Annotated in this window: 13 protein-coding genes and 1 tRNA gene; 8 read left to right on the plus strand and 6 right to left on the minus strand. The window is 74.2% G+C overall.

The genetic code is table 11. The annotated features are described in order from the left end of the window. The first annotated feature begins 204 nt into the window (after nt 1-204). Nucleotides 205-2847, plus strand: coding sequence for a rifamycin-inactivating phosphotransferase (gene rph, locus DMP15_RS07770; RefSeq protein WP_337825583.1), 2643 nt, complete (start codon nt 205-207; stop codon nt 2845-2847). After that, nucleotides 2844-3278 (plus strand): VOC family protein, encoded by a 435-nt coding sequence (locus tag DMP15_RS07775; protein WP_161152489.1) that lies wholly within the window; start codon nt 2844-2846, stop codon nt 3276-3278. The genes rph and DMP15_RS07775 overlap by 4 nt, the downstream gene beginning before the upstream one ends. Before the next feature lie 151 nt (nt 3279-3429). On the opposite strand, the gene DMP15_RS07780 is transcribed toward DMP15_RS07775, so the two are convergent. Then, nucleotides 3430-4026, minus strand: coding sequence for a helix-turn-helix domain-containing protein (locus DMP15_RS07780; RefSeq protein ID WP_073578531.1), 597 nt, complete (start codon nt 4024-4026; stop codon nt 3430-3432). Nucleotides 4027-4151: 125 nt separating this feature from the next. Here DMP15_RS07780 and DMP15_RS07785 point away from each other — a divergent pair, with 125 nt between their 5' ends. The 4 genes from DMP15_RS07785 (at nt 4152) to DMP15_RS07800 (ending at nt 6380) form a co-directional block, all read left to right on the plus strand. Beyond that, on the plus strand, nt 4152-4808 hold the full coding sequence (locus DMP15_RS07785) for an SAM-dependent methyltransferase (RefSeq protein ID WP_434094312.1): 657 nt from the start codon (nt 4152-4154) through the stop codon (nt 4806-4808). A 1-nt stretch (nt 4809) separates the two neighbouring features. Further along, the gene (locus tag DMP15_RS07790; protein ID WP_073578530.1) at nt 4810-5289 is read left to right on the plus strand and encodes a DinB family protein; all 480 of its coding nucleotides are present in this window, start codon (nt 4810-4812) and stop codon (nt 5287-5289) included. Nucleotides 5290-5378: 89 nt separating this feature from the next. Then, on the plus strand, nt 5379-5720 hold the full coding sequence (locus tag DMP15_RS07795; protein WP_073578529.1) for a transcriptional regulator: 342 nt from the start codon (nt 5379-5381) through the stop codon (nt 5718-5720). A gap of 30 nt (nt 5721-5750) precedes the next feature. Next, on the plus strand, nt 5751-6380 hold the full coding sequence (locus tag DMP15_RS07800) for a hypothetical protein (protein ID WP_073578528.1): 630 nt from the start codon (nt 5751-5753) through the stop codon (nt 6378-6380). 418 nt (nt 6381-6798) lie between these two features. On the opposite strand, the gene DMP15_RS07805 is transcribed toward DMP15_RS07800, so the two are convergent. The 5 genes from DMP15_RS07805 to DMP15_RS07825 all read right to left on the minus strand — a co-directional run bounded on the left by DMP15_RS07805 (nt 6799) and on the right by DMP15_RS07825 (nt 11655). Then, nucleotides 6799-6873 (minus strand) — tRNA-Arg (locus DMP15_RS07805). A gap of 80 nt (nt 6874-6953) precedes the next feature. Then, complete coding sequence (locus tag DMP15_RS07810; protein WP_073578527.1) at nt 6954-7841, minus strand: alpha/beta fold hydrolase; 888 nt, start codon at nt 7839-7841, stop codon at nt 6954-6956. Nucleotides 7842-7947: 106 nt separating this feature from the next. Next, the gene (locus DMP15_RS07815) at nt 7948-8622 is read right to left on the minus strand and encodes a DUF305 domain-containing protein (protein WP_073578526.1); all 675 of its coding nucleotides are present in this window, start codon (nt 8620-8622) and stop codon (nt 7948-7950) included. 7 nt (nt 8623-8629) lie between these two features. Beyond that, entirely contained in the window at nt 8630-9460 is an 831-nt protein-coding gene (locus DMP15_RS07820; RefSeq protein ID WP_073578525.1) for a DUF3105 domain-containing protein, read from the minus strand. Between the two features lie 56 nt (nt 9461-9516). Beyond that, nucleotides 9517-11655: a hypothetical protein gene (locus tag DMP15_RS07825; protein ID WP_161152491.1), complete on the minus strand. Its 2139-nt coding sequence runs from the start codon at nt 11653-11655 to the stop codon at nt 9517-9519. 74 nt (nt 11656-11729) lie between these two features. On the opposite strand from DMP15_RS07825, the gene argS reads away from it, so the two are divergent. Beyond that, nucleotides 11730-13379 carry an arginine--tRNA ligase gene (gene argS, locus DMP15_RS07830; protein WP_161152492.1) on the plus strand — a complete coding sequence of 550 codons (1650 nt, stop codon included), beginning with the start codon at nt 11730-11732 and terminating at the stop codon, nt 13377-13379. Nucleotide 13380: 1 nt separating this feature from the next. Continuing rightward, nucleotides 13381-14829 (plus strand): diaminopimelate decarboxylase, encoded by a 1449-nt coding sequence (gene lysA, locus DMP15_RS07835; RefSeq protein WP_161152493.1) that lies wholly within the window; start codon nt 13381-13383, stop codon nt 14827-14829. The last annotated feature ends 94 nt before the right edge of the window (nt 14830-14923 follow it).

Here is a 14923-nt window from a genome sequence, read left to right on the forward strand (position 1 = left end):
CCGTACGGGACGGTGTGACCGTCCACCACGGACCGGACCCGGGCGCCCACCCGCCGGGATGTGAGGCGGGCGCGTCGCCCTCCCGCCATGGTCAACGTATAACGCAACGGGGGACTTGCGGCAAGACCCCGGGACCGCGTCAGACTCTGCGCCCGGCGCCGTGACCTGCGGCGTCGTGGTGACACGGGGGCGGGAGTGCACGACGTGCTGCTGCAGTTGGGCGAGGTCGGCCGGGACCGGCTCGCCGTCGTCGGGGGGAAGGCCGCGCACCTGGGGGAGCTGACCCGGACGGCGGGGGTCGCCGTCCCGGGCGGCTGGTGCGTGACGACGGAGGTCTACCGGGCCGCCGTCACCGGTGCGCCCGGGTTCGACGCGTTGCTGGACCGCCTGGCCGGTCTGCCCGCCGATGACGCCGACGGGAACGCAGTGGTCGCCGCCGAGATCCGCGGGCTGGTGGCGTCCCGGCCGGTCCCCGACGACGTCGCGGCGGCGGTCACCGCGGCGGTCGGCCGGGCCCCGGCCGGGACGGCGTGGGCGGTGCGCTCCAGCGCGACCGCCGAGGACCTGCCGACGGCGTCGTTCGCCGGGCAGCAGGACTCGTATCTGAACGTGGTGGGCGCCGACGCCGTGCTCGACCGGGTGCGGGACTGCTGGGCGTCGCTGTTCACCGACCGCGCCGTGGCCTACCGCCGGCGGCGCGGCCTCGACCACCGCGCCGTCGCGATGGCGGTGGTGATCCAGGAGATGGTCGTCCCGGATGTGTCCGGGGTGCTGTTCACCGCCGACCCGGTGACCTCCGACCGGACCGTGACCGTCGTCGAGGCGGTGCCCGGGCTGGGCGAGGCGCTGGTGTCCGGCCTGGTCGCCGCGGACGCGTGGACGGTCCGCGCCGACACCGTCGTCGACACGCGGATCGCACCGCGGACGGTCGCGGTGCAGCCGGCGCCGGGCGGCGGCACCCGCACCGAGCGGCTCGACCCGGACGGCCCGCCCCTGCTCACCGAGGACCGGGTACGGGAGCTGGTCCGGCTCGGCCGGACGGTCGAGGCCGGGCTGGGGAGCCCCCAGGACATCGAGTGGTGCCTGTCCGGCGGCCGGTTCCAGGTCGTCCAGAGCCGCCCGATCACCACGCTGTTCCCGGTCCCCGACACCGGCGACGACCGCCTCCACGTCTACCTGTCGGTCGGCTACCAGCAGATGATGACCGACGCGATGCGCCCGCTCGGGCTGTCGTTCTGGCAGATGACGACGCCGCGCCCGATGGCCGAGGCCGGCGGGCGGCTGTTCGTCGACGTCACCGCCGCGCTGGGCACCCCCTCCGGTCGCGACGGCCTGCTCGCGGTGATGGGCCGGTCGGACCCGCTGATGACCGACGCGTTGCGCACTGTGCTCGACCGCGGCGCGGTCCCGCTCGGCGAGGACCCGGCGACGCCCGCCCCGGTGCACGGCGCGCCGACCACCGAGCCGCTGGACCCGGACCCCGCGCTGGTCGCCGAGCTGGTCGCCGAGGGACGGGCGTCGGTGGCCGACGCGGCGCGCAGGATCCACGGCCGCGTCGGACCGGAGCTGTTCGTCGCGATCCGCGAGGACATCCCCGAGCTGCGGGCGCGGCTGAGCGACCCGCGCAGCACCCGGGTGTTCATGACGGCGATGGACGCGGCGTACTGGATCGACGAGCACGTCGGCGAGTGGCTGGGGGAGCGGCCGTCGGACGTGCTGACCCGGTCGGTGCCCGACAACGTGACCTCGCAGATGGGGCTCGCGCTGCTCGACGTCGCCGACGCTGTCCGCCCGCACCCGGCGGCGGTGGCGCTGCTGCGCGGGGCCGGGGACGACGTGCTCGACGCGCTGGGGTCGGTCGAGGGCGGCACGGTGGCCCGCGACGCGATCGTCGCCTGGCTCGACGCCTACGGGGCCCGCTGCGTCGGTGAGATCGACATCAGCAGGCCGCGGTGGCACGAGCGCCCGGCCGCGCTCGTGCCGCTGATCCTCGGCCACGTCGACGGTGAGGAGCCCGGCGCCGGGCGCCGCCGGTTCGCCCACGGCCGTCGGGAGGCCGAGGCGACCCGCGACGACCTGCTGGCCCGGCTGCGCGCCGGGGTCGACGGGGAGGCCCGCGCCGCGGAGACGGCGCTGATGATCGAGCGGTTGCGGACCTTCATCGGCTACCGCGAGTTCCCCAAGTTCGGCATGGTCTCGCGCTACGCGGTCTACCGGGCTGCGCTGCTCGCCGAGGCCGACCGGCTCGTCGCCGCACGCGTGCTCGACGACCGCACCGACGCCTACTACCTGCGGTTCGACGAGCTGGAGCAGGTCTCGCGCACCGGGCACGCCGACCTCGCGCTGGTGTGTGCCCGGCGGGCGGAGTTCGCCGCGTACGAGGCGCTGACCCCGCCGCGGGTGCTGACCTCGGACGGTGAGTGCCTGCAGGGCTCCTACCACCGCGACGACGTGCCGCCCGGAGCGCTCGCCGGGCTCGCGGTGTCGGCCGGGACGGTCGAGGGCCGCGCCCGCGTCGTCGCCGACCTGTCCGGCGCCGCACTCGAACCCGGGGACGTGCTGGTCACCGCCTACACCGACCCCAGCTGGACGCCGGCGTTCGTCACGATCGCGGGGCTGGTCACCGAGGTCGGTGGGCGGATGACCCACGGCGCCGTCGTCGCCCGCGAGTACGGCCTGCCCGCCGTGGTCGGGGTGGAGGGCGCGACCCGGCTGATCCGGGACGGCCAGCAGGTCCGGGTGGACGGCGGGAGCGGGCTGGTCGAGATCCTCGACCGGGACGTGTCGAGAACCGGGGACCGGCTCCGTCCCCGGGACACGCACACCACGGACGGGAGGACACCATGACGGTCCTGCGGATGGACAACGTCGGCGTCGTCGTCGACGACCTCGATGCGGCGGTCGCGTTCTTCGCGGCCCTCGGGCTGGCGGTGGAGGGCCGGGCGACGGTGTCCGGCCCGGACGTCGACCGGCTCGTCGGGCTCGACGGCGTGCGGTGCGACATGGCCGTCGTGCGGACGCCCGACGGCTACGGCCGGCTGGAGCTGATGCGGTTCGGGTCGCCGTCGTCGCCGGTGGGGGACCCGGGCGCCGCGGTGAACGTGCTCGGCATCCGGCGGGTCATGTTCGCCGTCACCGACCTGGCGGAGACCGTGGAGCGGCTGCGTGGCCACGGTGCCGAGCCGGTCGGCGACGTCGTGACGTTCGGCGCGCACACCCTGGCCTACCTGCGCGGGCCGGGCGGGATCCTCGTCGCGCTGGCCCAGGAGGGCGGCTGACCGCGGGCCTCCTCAGCCCCGGGGGTCCGGGCCCGGCGCACCGGGGCACCGCTCGACGGGGAGGGCCTCGCCACGGTCCGCGACGCCGCTGACCGGTGCCGATCGGCGCCATCACGGTGGTCGCCGAACCGGTCGCACCGACGGCGACCCCTCAGCCGTGGTGTCCGGCACCGGTCGCACCCCGGCCGAGGTGGGCGTGTTCCCCCTGCAGGCTGAACAGCGCGAGTGTCTCGGCGGGCCGGTGGTCGGCGCTGCCGATCCAGTGCGGTGTGCCGGTGTCGAACTCGACCACCTCGCCGGGGCCGAGGAGGTGCTCGGTGTCGTCGAGGACCAGCCGCACCCGGCCGTCGAGGACGTAGAACCACTCGTAGCCCTCGTGGGTCTGCAGGGCGGTCGTCGGCGACGCGGCGGCCGGCGGGTAGACCACCTTGAAGGCCTGGACCCCGCCGCCGCGACGGGTCAGCGGGACGAACACCAGCCCGCGGTGGCGCACCGGGCGCAGGTGGATGCGGGGGTCACCGGTCGGCGGTGCCTGCACGAGGTCGTCGAGCGGGACCCCGTGCGCCCGGGCCAGCGGCAGCAGCTGCTCCAGCGTCGGCCGCAGCTTCCCGGTCTCCAGCCGGGACAGGGTGCTCGCGGTCAGGGCGGTCTCCGCCGCGAGCTGGTCGAGGGTGGCGCCGCGGCGACGGCGCAGGTCCCGCAACCTCGGGCCCACCCCGGCGAGCACGTCGTGTCCGGTGTCGTCCACCCCGTCAGATTGCCGATCGGCAAGATTTCTTGCAACCTGGGACGGCGGGTGTCGATGCTACGGAGGTCCCGACGTCGGCGACGTCGATGACGCCCGCAGACCGACACCTCCCGGAGGAACCACCGATGGAGCCCATGCCGACCGCGTCCGACCCCGAGACGTTCTGGGACGAGCTGTACCGCCGCCGCGGTGGGGGAGAGGTCCGCGCCAACCCCCTGCTCGCCGAGGTCGCCGGCCCGCTGACACCGGGCACGGCCCTGGACCTCGGATGCGGTGCCGGGGGCGACACGATCTGGCTGGCCCGGCGGGGCTGGCACGTCACGGCCGTGGACATCTCCGCCGCCGCCGTGGACGGGCTCGCGCGTCGCGGCCGCGCCGAGGGGCTCGCGCCGCAGGTCCGCGCCGAGCGCCACGACCTCGCGACGACGTTCCCGGCCGGGGCGTTCGACCTGGTCTCCGCCCAGTACCTGCACACCCCGTTCACGCTGGACCGCGACGCGGTGCTGCGGACCGCCGCGCGCGCACTGCGACCGGGCGGGCTGCTCCTCGTCGTCGACCACGGGTCCGTCGCCCCGTGGTCGTGGAACCAGGACCCGGACGCCCGCCACCCCACCGCCGCCGAGATCGCCGCCGGGCTCGGCCTCGATCCCGACGGATGGGCCGTCGAGCGCGCCGACGAGCCCCGGCGCCTCGCGACCGGCCCCGACGGCCGCACCGCCACGGTCGTCGACACCGTCCTGGTCCTGCGCCGCGCCGGCGCCGCCGCCACCCACCGGAGCTGACGTGCCCCGCCGCGACACCGCCCTCCCGTCCGACGCCGCGGACGAGAAGAGCGTCCTGACCGGGTTCCTGGGCCACCTCCGCGGCGCGGTCGCGGCCAAGGCCCTCGGCGTCCCGGACGCCGCCGCCCGTGAGCCCGGCGTCCCCTCGGGGACCAGCCTGCTCGGCCTGGTCGCGCACCTGACGCACGTCGAGCGTCACTACTTCCTCGGTGAGGCCGTCCGGGACTGGCCCGCGACCTTCCGGCCGCGGGCGGAGGACACCGCCGAGGACGTCGTGGCGGCCTACCGGGAGGCCACCGTCCGGGCCGACGCCGTCGTCGACACCTGGTCCGACCTGGACCGGGCGGCGCCGGTGCCCGCGGGACGGAGGTCGGCCCCGTCGCGGCGCTGGCTGCTGGTGCACATGATCGAGGAGACCGGGCGCCACGCCGGGCACGCCGACATCCTCCGCGAACGCATTGACGGGCGCACCGGGCGCTGAGGCCCCGGACCCGCTGAGCGGCCCCCGCACGGAGATCTCGATCGGCCCACTACTTGCCGCACTGGCAAGCGATCTCTAGACTTGCCATTATGGCAAGTGCTGCCGGCTCGGGTTCGCCCGTCGAACGGGGAGTGTTCGACGAGGTCGTCCACTCACCGATCCGGTTGCAGGTCTGCGCCATTCTCGCCGCCGCTGACACGCTGAAGTTCGCAGAGGTGCAGGCGGAGTTGGGCATCACCGACTCGCATCTGTCGAAGAACGTGCGCGTGCTGGCTGATGCTGGATACATCGATCAGGTGAAGCATGCCGAACGGGTGGGCCACCGTCAGCGTTCGGTGACAGTGCTGACCCTGACGCAGCAGGGCCGAACCGCCTATCGACAACACGCTGCATGGCTCGACCATCTCACTCGCGGTCGCACGCCCTCATAGGCCGTCACCCCGCCAGGACAAGGAGGCACGATGCCCACCCTCGACGACGCACTGCATGCGACCCTCTCCGCGGAAGCCGTGGAGGCTTCGTTCGTCCATGCCGTCGCGGGCATCCGGACGACCGACAACGCCTACGTCAGCCCACGTGACGGTGTGACCCACTCGCGCACCCGTTTCGAGATGCCCGATCTCGACGGCGCCGACACCGGGAGCCGCGCGGAGACGATCGTCCGTCACGGTGCGCTTCACACCCGTGCCGCAGACAGCGACGAGTGGGTGACACTCGACATGCCTCGACCGGTCCTCGGGTCGTTGGCTTTCCTGACTCTCCTGTACGGGGCAGAGCCCGAACGGTTCACGTCCACCGAGAACGCGACGATCGAGGTGGAGATCTCCGCGTCCCGCGCAATCGAACGAGTACCGGATGAACTGCGTAGCACTCTCGAGGACATCCTTGCCGGTCCGATACGGGAAGAGTCCGGGCAGTTCCCTGAGGTGAGCACGGCCCGTCTGAGTATCTGCGACAACCCGCTCCATATCGCAGAGATGACGGTCACCACGCTCCGTGGCGGGATGACGGAGACGTTCGCGCTGGAGATCCACCCCGTTTCGAGGAGGGTCATCGACAGTGCCATCGCCGCTGACGACACGAGCCGGTGAGGGCTTGCGGCGTCGCCCGACGCTCTCGGCGCCCACGGACGTCGCGTGTGGTCGACCAGTGGGTGTCGTACAAGGGGCGTGGTCCCGCCGAGCCGCTCACACACCGGGGACGGTTCGTCCGCCGGTCGTGTGCTTCGTTCGGCGAGCAGCCGGCGCACTGGCGTCCGGGCTCGCCTGCGTGGTTCGACCCGGCGGGGACGGCTCTCTGCGGTAGCGTCGTCCGTGGGAACGAGGCCGAGCCCGGCGGCGGCTCCGGAACGTTCGCGAGGGCTGCTCTGCGCGACCCGGAACTCCGCACACGAACTCGGCTGGACCAGTCGCCGACGGCCACCCATGGCCGGTGACACCCGGAGAGAACGAGACAGGCCCCTCGCCCTGCGTCAGCAGGTGAGGGGCCGATCTTCGCTGTGGGTACTCGTGGTGCCCCCGGCAGGATTCGAACCTGCGCTCCCGCCTCCGGAGGGCGGTGCTCTATCCCCTGAGCTACGGGGGCCGTGCGATGGGAGAAAGATAGCGCATCGCACCCGGGCCACCCGCGCGGGGGTGCCGATCATGCCCGTCGCCGGGCCCCGTTCACGCCCACCGCGTCACGAAAGCCAGGGCCGCGGCGTCGACCTCCTCCGGGTTCGAGGCGCTCAGGAAGTGCTGCCCGCCCTGCACGATCTCGAGCTCGGCGTGCGGGGCACGGGTGAAGCGCCCGATGCCGTCCTCCGCGTTGGCGACGGAATAGACCGTGTCGTCGGTCCCGTGCAGCCACAGCACCGGGCAGCGGACCTCGTCGAGCCTGCCGTGCAGGCCGTCGCGGTCCCGCAGGTTGACCGTGCAGACGCGCAGGCGGTGGCGACCGTCGTCGCCGGTGTAGGTCTCGCGGTAGGTCCGCCGCCAGAACGCGCGGAACTCGTCGTCGATCCCCTCGCCGAGCCCCGCGCCCAGGACGGCGTCGACGAACTCCTCCGGTACCACCCAGTCGTCGTCGACCGGGGCGGCCAGCGCGTCGACCGACGGCGTGCAGAACTCGATGCCGTCCCAGCAGCCCCGCTCGCGACTGGCCGGGCTCTCGAAGTCCATCGAGGTGCCGAGCGGGAGGATGCCCTGGATCCGGTCCGGGGCGAGCAGCGCCATCCGGGCGGCGACCCAGCCGCCCTGCGAGGTGCCGAGCACGAAGGCCCGGTCGACGCCGAGCGCGTCCATGGCCTGCAGGTTCGCCAGGGCGCTGTCCCAATAGGTGAAGTGCGGGTAGGTCGACCTCGTCGCGCCGTGCCCGTAGGGCTCCAGGGCGAGCAGGTTCGCCGCGCCCGAGAGGGTCGTGTCCTCGAACTGGGGGCGGTAGAGGTCGACGGTCGTGGTGAAGGAGTTGACCATGACGACGGTCGGGAGCGACGGGTCGTGCGGCCTACCGGACCGGTACCCGATCCGGGATCCGCCCAGGTGGGGGACGTCGACGGTCGCGGTGCTGCTCACAGGGCCTCCTCGGCTGCGGATGGCCACGGGGTGGCGCCGGCGTCCGCGGCAGCCCTTATCAGAGCGCTCCGCGGTGCCGGTCGTCCAGCCCCGGCACCCGGGGCGGTCAGCCCAGGGGCAGCGGGGCCGCGCCCCGCTCGGCGAGCAGCCCGCGCATCAGGTCCGCCTCGGAGTTCTGCGAGAAGAGCATCTGTCCGGCGAGGTTGCGGACCTCGGCGGTGTCGGCGTGGTCGCGCCCGTACTCCAGCATCGACACGCCGCCCTGGTGGTGGCGCAGCATGAGCTGGAGGAACTCGACGTCCAGCGCGGTGCCGGGCGGGGTGGCCCGCAGCCGGGCGAGGTCGGCGGTGCTCGCCATGCCCGGCATCGTCGCGACGCCGCCGGAGGTCCCGGACATGCCGGACATGCCGGCGTGCGCGGGGTCGTCCATCCAGGCCATGTGGCCGCCGCCGGGCAGGCTCGGCGCGTCCCACAGGCCGAGCCAGCCCTGCATCCGGCCGACCTGCTGGTTCTGGGTGGTCTCGATGTCGAACGCCAGCTGCCGCACCCGCGGGTCGGTGGCGCGGTCGCGCTCCCAGGACGCCATCTCGACGGCCTGACGGTGGTGCACGGTCATGTCCTGGGCGAACCCGACGTCGACCGAGCCCGGCTCGGGCACGAACGGGCCGAACGCGCCGCGTACCGCGAACCCGGCGACGAGCACCGCGACCAGCGCGATCACGCCGAGCGTGATCGTGATCGGGTTCCGCCAGAGTGGGGTCTCCTCGGCCGGGGTCGTCATCGCGACGTCACTGCCCGGGGGCCGGTGCGGGCGCCGGGGCCTGCTGCCCGGGTGCGGACTGCCCGGGGACGGTGGGGTCGGGCGCCGGGGCGCCGCCGGGGGTGGCGCCCTGGTTCTCGGGGAGGATCGTCTGCCCGTCGACGGCGGACTGCTCCGGGATCGGCTGGAAGGCCGGCGGGTTGTCCTGGTCGAAGCCCTGCGCGCCGAGGGCGTCGCAGGAGGCGCCGACCTCGGGGTGGGTGAAGCGGTTGAGCCGCAGCGCGCGGATGAACTGGTCGATCCGCTCGTCGTCGGCGGTCTGGACCTTCAGCTGGTTGCCCCAGGACTGCAGCGAGATCGGGGCGTCGAGGCCCGGGTAGGGCGACATCACCGTGTACGGCTGCCCCTCGACCCGCTGGGACAGTGCGGCCTTGCCCGCCTCGTCGAGGGTGTCGGGGTTGTAGGCGATCCACACGGCGCCGTGCTCCAGGGAGTGCACGAGGTTCTCCGAGCGCACCGGGTTCGGGTAGACCACGCCGTTGCACGCGGCCCAGAAGCCGTCGTGCGCGCCGCCGAAGGGCGGGCTGTGGGTGTAGGCGACCCGCTGGAAGCCGAGCACGTGCTGCAGACCCGGGTAGTCCTGGCTGACGATGCCGGGGATCGCGAGCGCCGGGTTGCGGTTGTCGTCGGTGGGCTCCCAGGCCCGGTTCTGGTTGCGCTGCACCAGCGGGTAGACGATGAACGCCCCCGCGAGCAGCACCAGCACGGTGATCGCGGCGACCATGCCCCAGGGGAACTGGCGCCGGCCGACCGAGGTCGGCATCGACGGTCGCTTCTTGCCGGACTTGCCGCTGGCCATGGGGGAGTCCTGTTCGTGGTCGGCGGGCGGGTTCGCCCGAGTCTAGGAAGGCGCCGTCAGCGGCTCGCCCACCACCCGTAGGAGCGGTAGTCGGGGTAGGGCGCGAGCAGCGGTGCGACCGGACGGGTGGTCACCGTGACGCGGTCACCGGTCACCAGCTCTCCGGGCACCGTGAACGACGCCTGCGCCCACGGCTGCGCGTCCGGCAGCGTCCACTCCCCGGCGGGGCGGCCGTCGACGTCGACGGCGACCACCCGGGTCCGCTCGCCGGGCAGCGCGGGACCGGCGCCGATCCGCCCGGTCAGGGTGACCGGCCGGCCGGGGACGGTGCCGCCGAGGGTGAAGCTCTCGCCGCCGACGACGTGCCGGCCGCTGTCGGCGACGAGCCGTCCCGGCGCGACGACGGACCGGTCCAGCACCGAGTCCGGCTGCACGCCGAGCACCGGCGGGTCGGTCGTCCAGCCGTGCGCGGCCTCGTCGGCGGTGTCCCCGACGTTCAGGTGGTCCACGATCCGGCCGGGCACGGGTGCGTCCGGTGCCTGCGTGGAGTCCGCGGCGGACCAGTCCGCGCGCCAGATGCTCACCCGGTCGCAGCTGCGGTCGATCTGGCAGGTCTGCGGTGCGGACGCCGAGATCGGCCGGGCGGGCCCGGCGAGCCCGAAGGTGATGACCGGCTCGGTGCCGAGCAGTCCGGCGCGGCCGAGGTCGGCGACGGGGACCCCGCCCCACCGGTCGAACACCGCGAACCACTGCGGCCGCTCGTCCGGCGGCAGCGCGCGCAGCGCCTCGTAGAGCGTCCCGGGCCCGTTCAGTGCCGGCGCGGCCATCCCGTTCGTGGTCAGGCCGACCAGGTCGACGGTGCGGTGACCGCCGAACCATGCCGCGGCGCCGACGTCGTTGACGGCGACGACGTCGCCCGGCGGCACGTTCCCGGCGATCCACTGCGCGACGCTCACCGGCCCCTCGCGCATCGCCGAGGCCTGCTGGCCCAGCCGCAGCGCCCAGGCGGGCGTCGCGGCGACGGTGAACAGCAGCACCACTGCGAGCAGCCCGCCGCGCGCCGCCCGGTGCGGCACGAGACCGGCGCCCAGCACCACGAGTAGGAGCAGCAGCGGCAGGAACGGCTGCAGGTAGCGCAGGTCCTGCCACATCGCCGTCGTCAGGGTGGCGACGGCCGCCACCACCAGCACCAGCCCGCCGCCGAGCGCGACCGCGAGGGTCCGCTCCCGGCGCGCGGCGAGCGCGGCGACCCCCAGTACCGCGACGACGAGCGCGAGCGGCGCCAGCACGTCCTGCCCGGACAGCCCGGCCAGCGAGGCGAGCAGCGCCGCGACGTTGCGCTGCACGTGGTCGGCGATCTCCAGCGGCTGGTGCAGGAACCCGGTGTGCAGCCACGACTTCGCGAGCACCCCGTTGGCCTGGGAGCTCCCGGTGAGCACCCGGAACAGCAGCAGCTGCGCCGCGAACACCACCACCGGCGCCGCGACGAGCAGCCCCCGCGCCGCCGCGCGCCCCGAGGGGAACCCTCGTTGCCACCTAAGCCACGACAGTTCCCCTGGGGGCGTCCCGGGGCAGGACCGCAGCAGCGTCCACGCCATCGCGGCGGTGAACGCGGCGGCGACCAGGAAGCCCTCGGGACGGGTGAGGGCCAGCAGCGCCGCGACCACCGGCGTCCACCGGAAACGGGGACGTTCGCGCAGGTAGGACAGCAGGGTGCCGGTGACCAGGGCCGCGAGCAGGCCGACCTCCATGCCGCTGGCCCCGCCCCACAACAGCGGCCCGCACAGCGCGGTGAGCAGTCCCGCCCACCATCCCGCGGCACGCCCGCCCAGCCGGGTCGCGGCGGCCGAGGTGAACGCCGCGGCGAGGGCGACGCCGACGACCCCGCCCGCGACGGCGACGGCGAGCAGCCACCGGCCGTCGAACCCGACCGCGTGCGCGGCGCCGAGCAGGACCATCCAGAGCAGGCTCGACGCGCCCGTCGTGATCTCCGCACCCGGCTGGTAGCGCAGCGGCTCGCCGTCGCCGAGCTGCCGCGCGTACTGCAGGTGGATGTAGACGTCGTCGAGCGGCGGGACCAGGCTCCCGCGGTTGTAGGCCACCGACACCGCGACGAACCCCGCCCCGAGCAGCAGCGCCGCCGCCCCGGAGACGACGGGCGCGCGGGTACTCCGGTCGGTGGAGGGGGGCGTCACGCCCCGCATCGTCGCCGGTCGGGGTGCGGATACCTGCATGAGGGTGCCGGGGGTCCCTCCGTAGAATCCGGGTGGTGAATCCCGACGTGCTCGCCGACCTGGTCCGTGACGTCGCGCGGGACGTGCTGCTCCGACGCGACCTGGACGTCTCCGCCCTGCCGTCCGATGCGGGTGTCGAGCGTCCCCGCAACCCCGACCACGGCGACTACGCGACCAACGTCGCGCTGCGGACCGCCAAGAAGGCCGGCGTGAACCCGCGCGAGCTCGCGACCTGGCTGGCCGAGGAGCTGGCGACCCGCGACGGCGTCGCCAGCGCCGAGATCGCCGGGCCCGGGTTCATCAACCTGCGCCTGGCCGCCGACGCCCAGGGCGCGATCGTCGGGGAGGTCCTCGCCGCGGGCGCGGGCTACGGCACCGGTGACGAGCTGGCCGGGCGCAACGTGAACCTCGAGTTCGTCTCCGCCAACCCGACCGGCCCGCTGCACCTGGGCGGCACCCGGTGGGCCGCGGTCGGTGACGCGCTGGGCCGGGTGCTGTCCGCGCGCGGCGCGAAGGTCACCCGCGAGTACTACTTCAACGACGCCGGCGCCCAGATCGACCGGTTCGTCGGCTCCCTGGTCGCGGCCGCGCAGGGCGAGCCCGCCCCGGAGAACGGCTACGGCGGGGACTACATCGCCGAGATCGCCCAGCGGGTCGTCGCGGCCGAGCCCGGCATCCTCGACCTGCCCGACCAGCAGCGGGACGAGGCGTTCCGCCGGATCGGCGTCGGCTACATGTTCGCCGAGATCAAGCAGAAGCTGGGGGAGTTCCGCGTCGAGTTCGACGTGTGGTTCCACGAGCAGTCGCTGCACGACTCGGGTGCGGTGGAGACCGCCGTCGCCGCGCTCAAGGAGAAGGGCTCGCTCTACGAGGCCGACGGCGCCTGGTGGCTGCGCTCGACCGACCACGGCGACGACAAGGACCGCGTCGTCATCAAGTCCGACGGCCGCCCCGCCTACATCGCCGGCGACATCGCCTACCTGCGCGACAAGCGGGCCCGCGGGTTCGACCTGTGCATCTACATGCTCGGCGCCGACCACCACGGCTACGTCGCCCGGCTCAAGGCCGCCGCGGCCGCGTTCGGCGACGACCCGGCCGTGGTCGAGGTCCTGATCGGGCAGCTGGTCAACCTGGTCAAGGACGGCACCCCGGTCCGGATGAGCAAGCGCGCCGGCACCGTCGTGACGATGGACGACCTGGTCGGGGCCGTCGGCGTCGACGCCGCCCGGTACTCGCTCGTGCGGTCCTCGGTGGACTCGGGCCTGGACATCGACCTGGACCTGCTGGCCAGCCGGACCAGCGAGAACCCGGTGTTCTACGTCCAGTACGCGCACGCCCGGCTGTCCTCGCTGGCCCGCAACGCCGCCGACCTCGGCATCACCCCCGGCGAGGACTACGGCCTGCTGTCCCATGCCCGTGAGGGCGACCTGATCCGCACCCTCGGCGAGTTCGGCGACGTCGTGCGCACCGCCGCCGAGCTGCGCGAGCCGCACCGGGTCGCCCGCTACCTGGAGTCGCTCGCCGGCGCCTACCACAAGTTCTACGACTCCTGCCGCGTCCTGCCCCAGGGGGACGAGGAGGTGTCCGACCTGCACCGCGCGCGCCTCGCGCTCTGCGTCGCCGCCCGCACGGTGCTCGCCAACGGCCTGGCGCTGCTCGGCGTCGACGCCCCGGAACGGATGTGACATGAGGGCACACCCCGCAGGCCCGATGCACGCGGGCCTCACCCCCGCGCCCGAGTCGGCCGGGCCCCGCCCGGAGAGCGCCGCGGCGCTCGACGAGCTGGCGCCCGCGGTCTGGCCTCGACACGCCGCCCGCGGCGCCGACGGCGCGCTGCGCCTGGCCGGGGCCGACGTCCGCGACCTCGCCGCGGCCCACGGCACCCCGCTGTTCGTGCTCGACGAGGACGACTTCCGCGGCCGCTGCAGCGAGTTCGCCGCCGCGTTCGGGGCCGAGGCCGTGCACTACGCGGCGAAGGCGTTCCTGTGTACCGAGATCGCCCGCTGGGTCGCGCAGGAGGGCCTGTCGCTGGACGTGTGCTCCGGCGGCGAGCTGGCCGTGGCGCTGCGCGCGGAGTTCCCGCCCGAGCGGATCGCGCTGCACGGCAACAACAAGTCCCTCGCCGAGCTGGAGGCCGCGGTCGAGGCGGGGGTCGGCGGGATCGTCGTCGACTCCTTCGACGAGATCGCCCGGCTCGCCGACGTCGCCGCCGCACGGGACACCGTCGCGCCGGTGCTGATCCGGCTCACCGTCGGTGTCGAGGCCCACACTCACGAGTACATCGCCACCGCGCACGAGGACCAGAAGTTCGGGTTCTCCATCGCCGGGGCCGACACGAAGGACTCGGCGGCGCTGGAGGCCGCCCGCCGTGTGCTCGCCGCGAGTCATCTGAGCCTGGTCGGGCTGCACAGCCACATCGGCTCGCAGATCTTCGAGACCGAGGGCTTCGAGGCGGCCGCCCGGCGCGTGGTGAAGGTTCTCGCCGACCTGCACGCCGAGCACGGCGGCGAGAACCTGACCGCGCTGCGCACCCTGGACCTCGGCGGCGGCATCGGCATCGCCTACCGGCCGGGGGACACCCCGCTGTCGATGCCGGCGCTGGCCGAGGAGCTGCGCGCGATCGTCACGCGCGAGTGCGCCGCCTCCGGGCTGGACGTGCCGGCGATCGCCGTCGAGCCGGGCCGGGCCATCGCCGGGCCGGGCACAGTCACCGTCTACGAGGTCGGCACCGTCAAGGACGTCCCGCTCGGCGGGTACTCCCGGCGCTACGTCAGCGTCGACGGCGGGATGAGCGACAACATCCGCACGTCCCTCTACGACGCCGAGTACGACGTACGGCTGGTGTCCCGCGCCAGCGGGCACGACTCGGTCCCCGGCGGGGACGTCCCCGTGCTGTCCCGGGTGGTCGGCAAGCACTGCGAGTCGGGTGACATCGTGGTGCGCGACTGTTGGCTGCCGGCCGATCTCGCGCCGGGCGACCTGCTGGCCGTCGCGGCGACGGGGGCCTACTGCTACGCCATGGCGTCGGGGTACAACCGGCTGCCGCGACCTGCTGTCGTCGCGGTCCGTGACGGGGTCGACCGGACCCTGTTGCGTCGCGAGACACTGGAGGACCAGTTCCGATTCGAGGTGTGAGCGCACCCGGGTGAGAACCGCCACCCGGACCTGTCCGCACCCGTCCGACCAGGAATGATCGGCGCGCGCCCGAGGGGTGCGCGCACGCGAGGAG

It is taken from the genome of Pseudonocardia sp. UM4_GMWB1 (assembly GCF_017312155.1).
Lineage (GTDB): Bacteria > Actinomycetota > Actinomycetes > Mycobacteriales > Pseudonocardiaceae > Pseudonocardia > Pseudonocardia alni.

What these genes read in the sequence shown, in the direction of transcription:
- DMP15_RS07775 (WP_161152489.1), top strand. Translation starts at nt 2,844, where the DNA reads ATGACGGTCCTGCGGATGGACAACGTCGGCGTCGTCGTCGACGACCTC.
- DMP15_RS07785 (WP_434094312.1), top strand. Translation starts at nt 4,152, where the DNA reads ATGGAGCCCATGCCGACCGCGTCCGACCCCGAGACGTTCTGGGACGAG.
- DMP15_RS07795 (WP_073578529.1), top strand. Translation starts at nt 5,379, where the DNA reads ATGGCAAGTGCTGCCGGCTCGGGTTCGCCCGTCGAACGGGGAGTGTTC.
- DMP15_RS07800 (WP_073578528.1), top strand. Translation starts at nt 5,751, where the DNA reads ATGCCCACCCTCGACGACGCACTGCATGCGACCCTCTCCGCGGAAGCC.
- DMP15_RS07815 (WP_073578526.1), bottom strand. Translation starts at nt 8,622, where the DNA reads ATGACGACCCCGGCCGAGGAGACCCCACTCTGGCGGAACCCGATCACG.
- DMP15_RS07820 (WP_073578525.1), bottom strand. Translation starts at nt 9,460, where the DNA reads ATGGCCAGCGGCAAGTCCGGCAAGAAGCGACCGTCGATGCCGACCTCG.
- lysA (WP_161152493.1), top strand. Translation starts at nt 13,381, where the DNA reads ATGAGGGCACACCCCGCAGGCCCGATGCACGCGGGCCTCACCCCCGCG.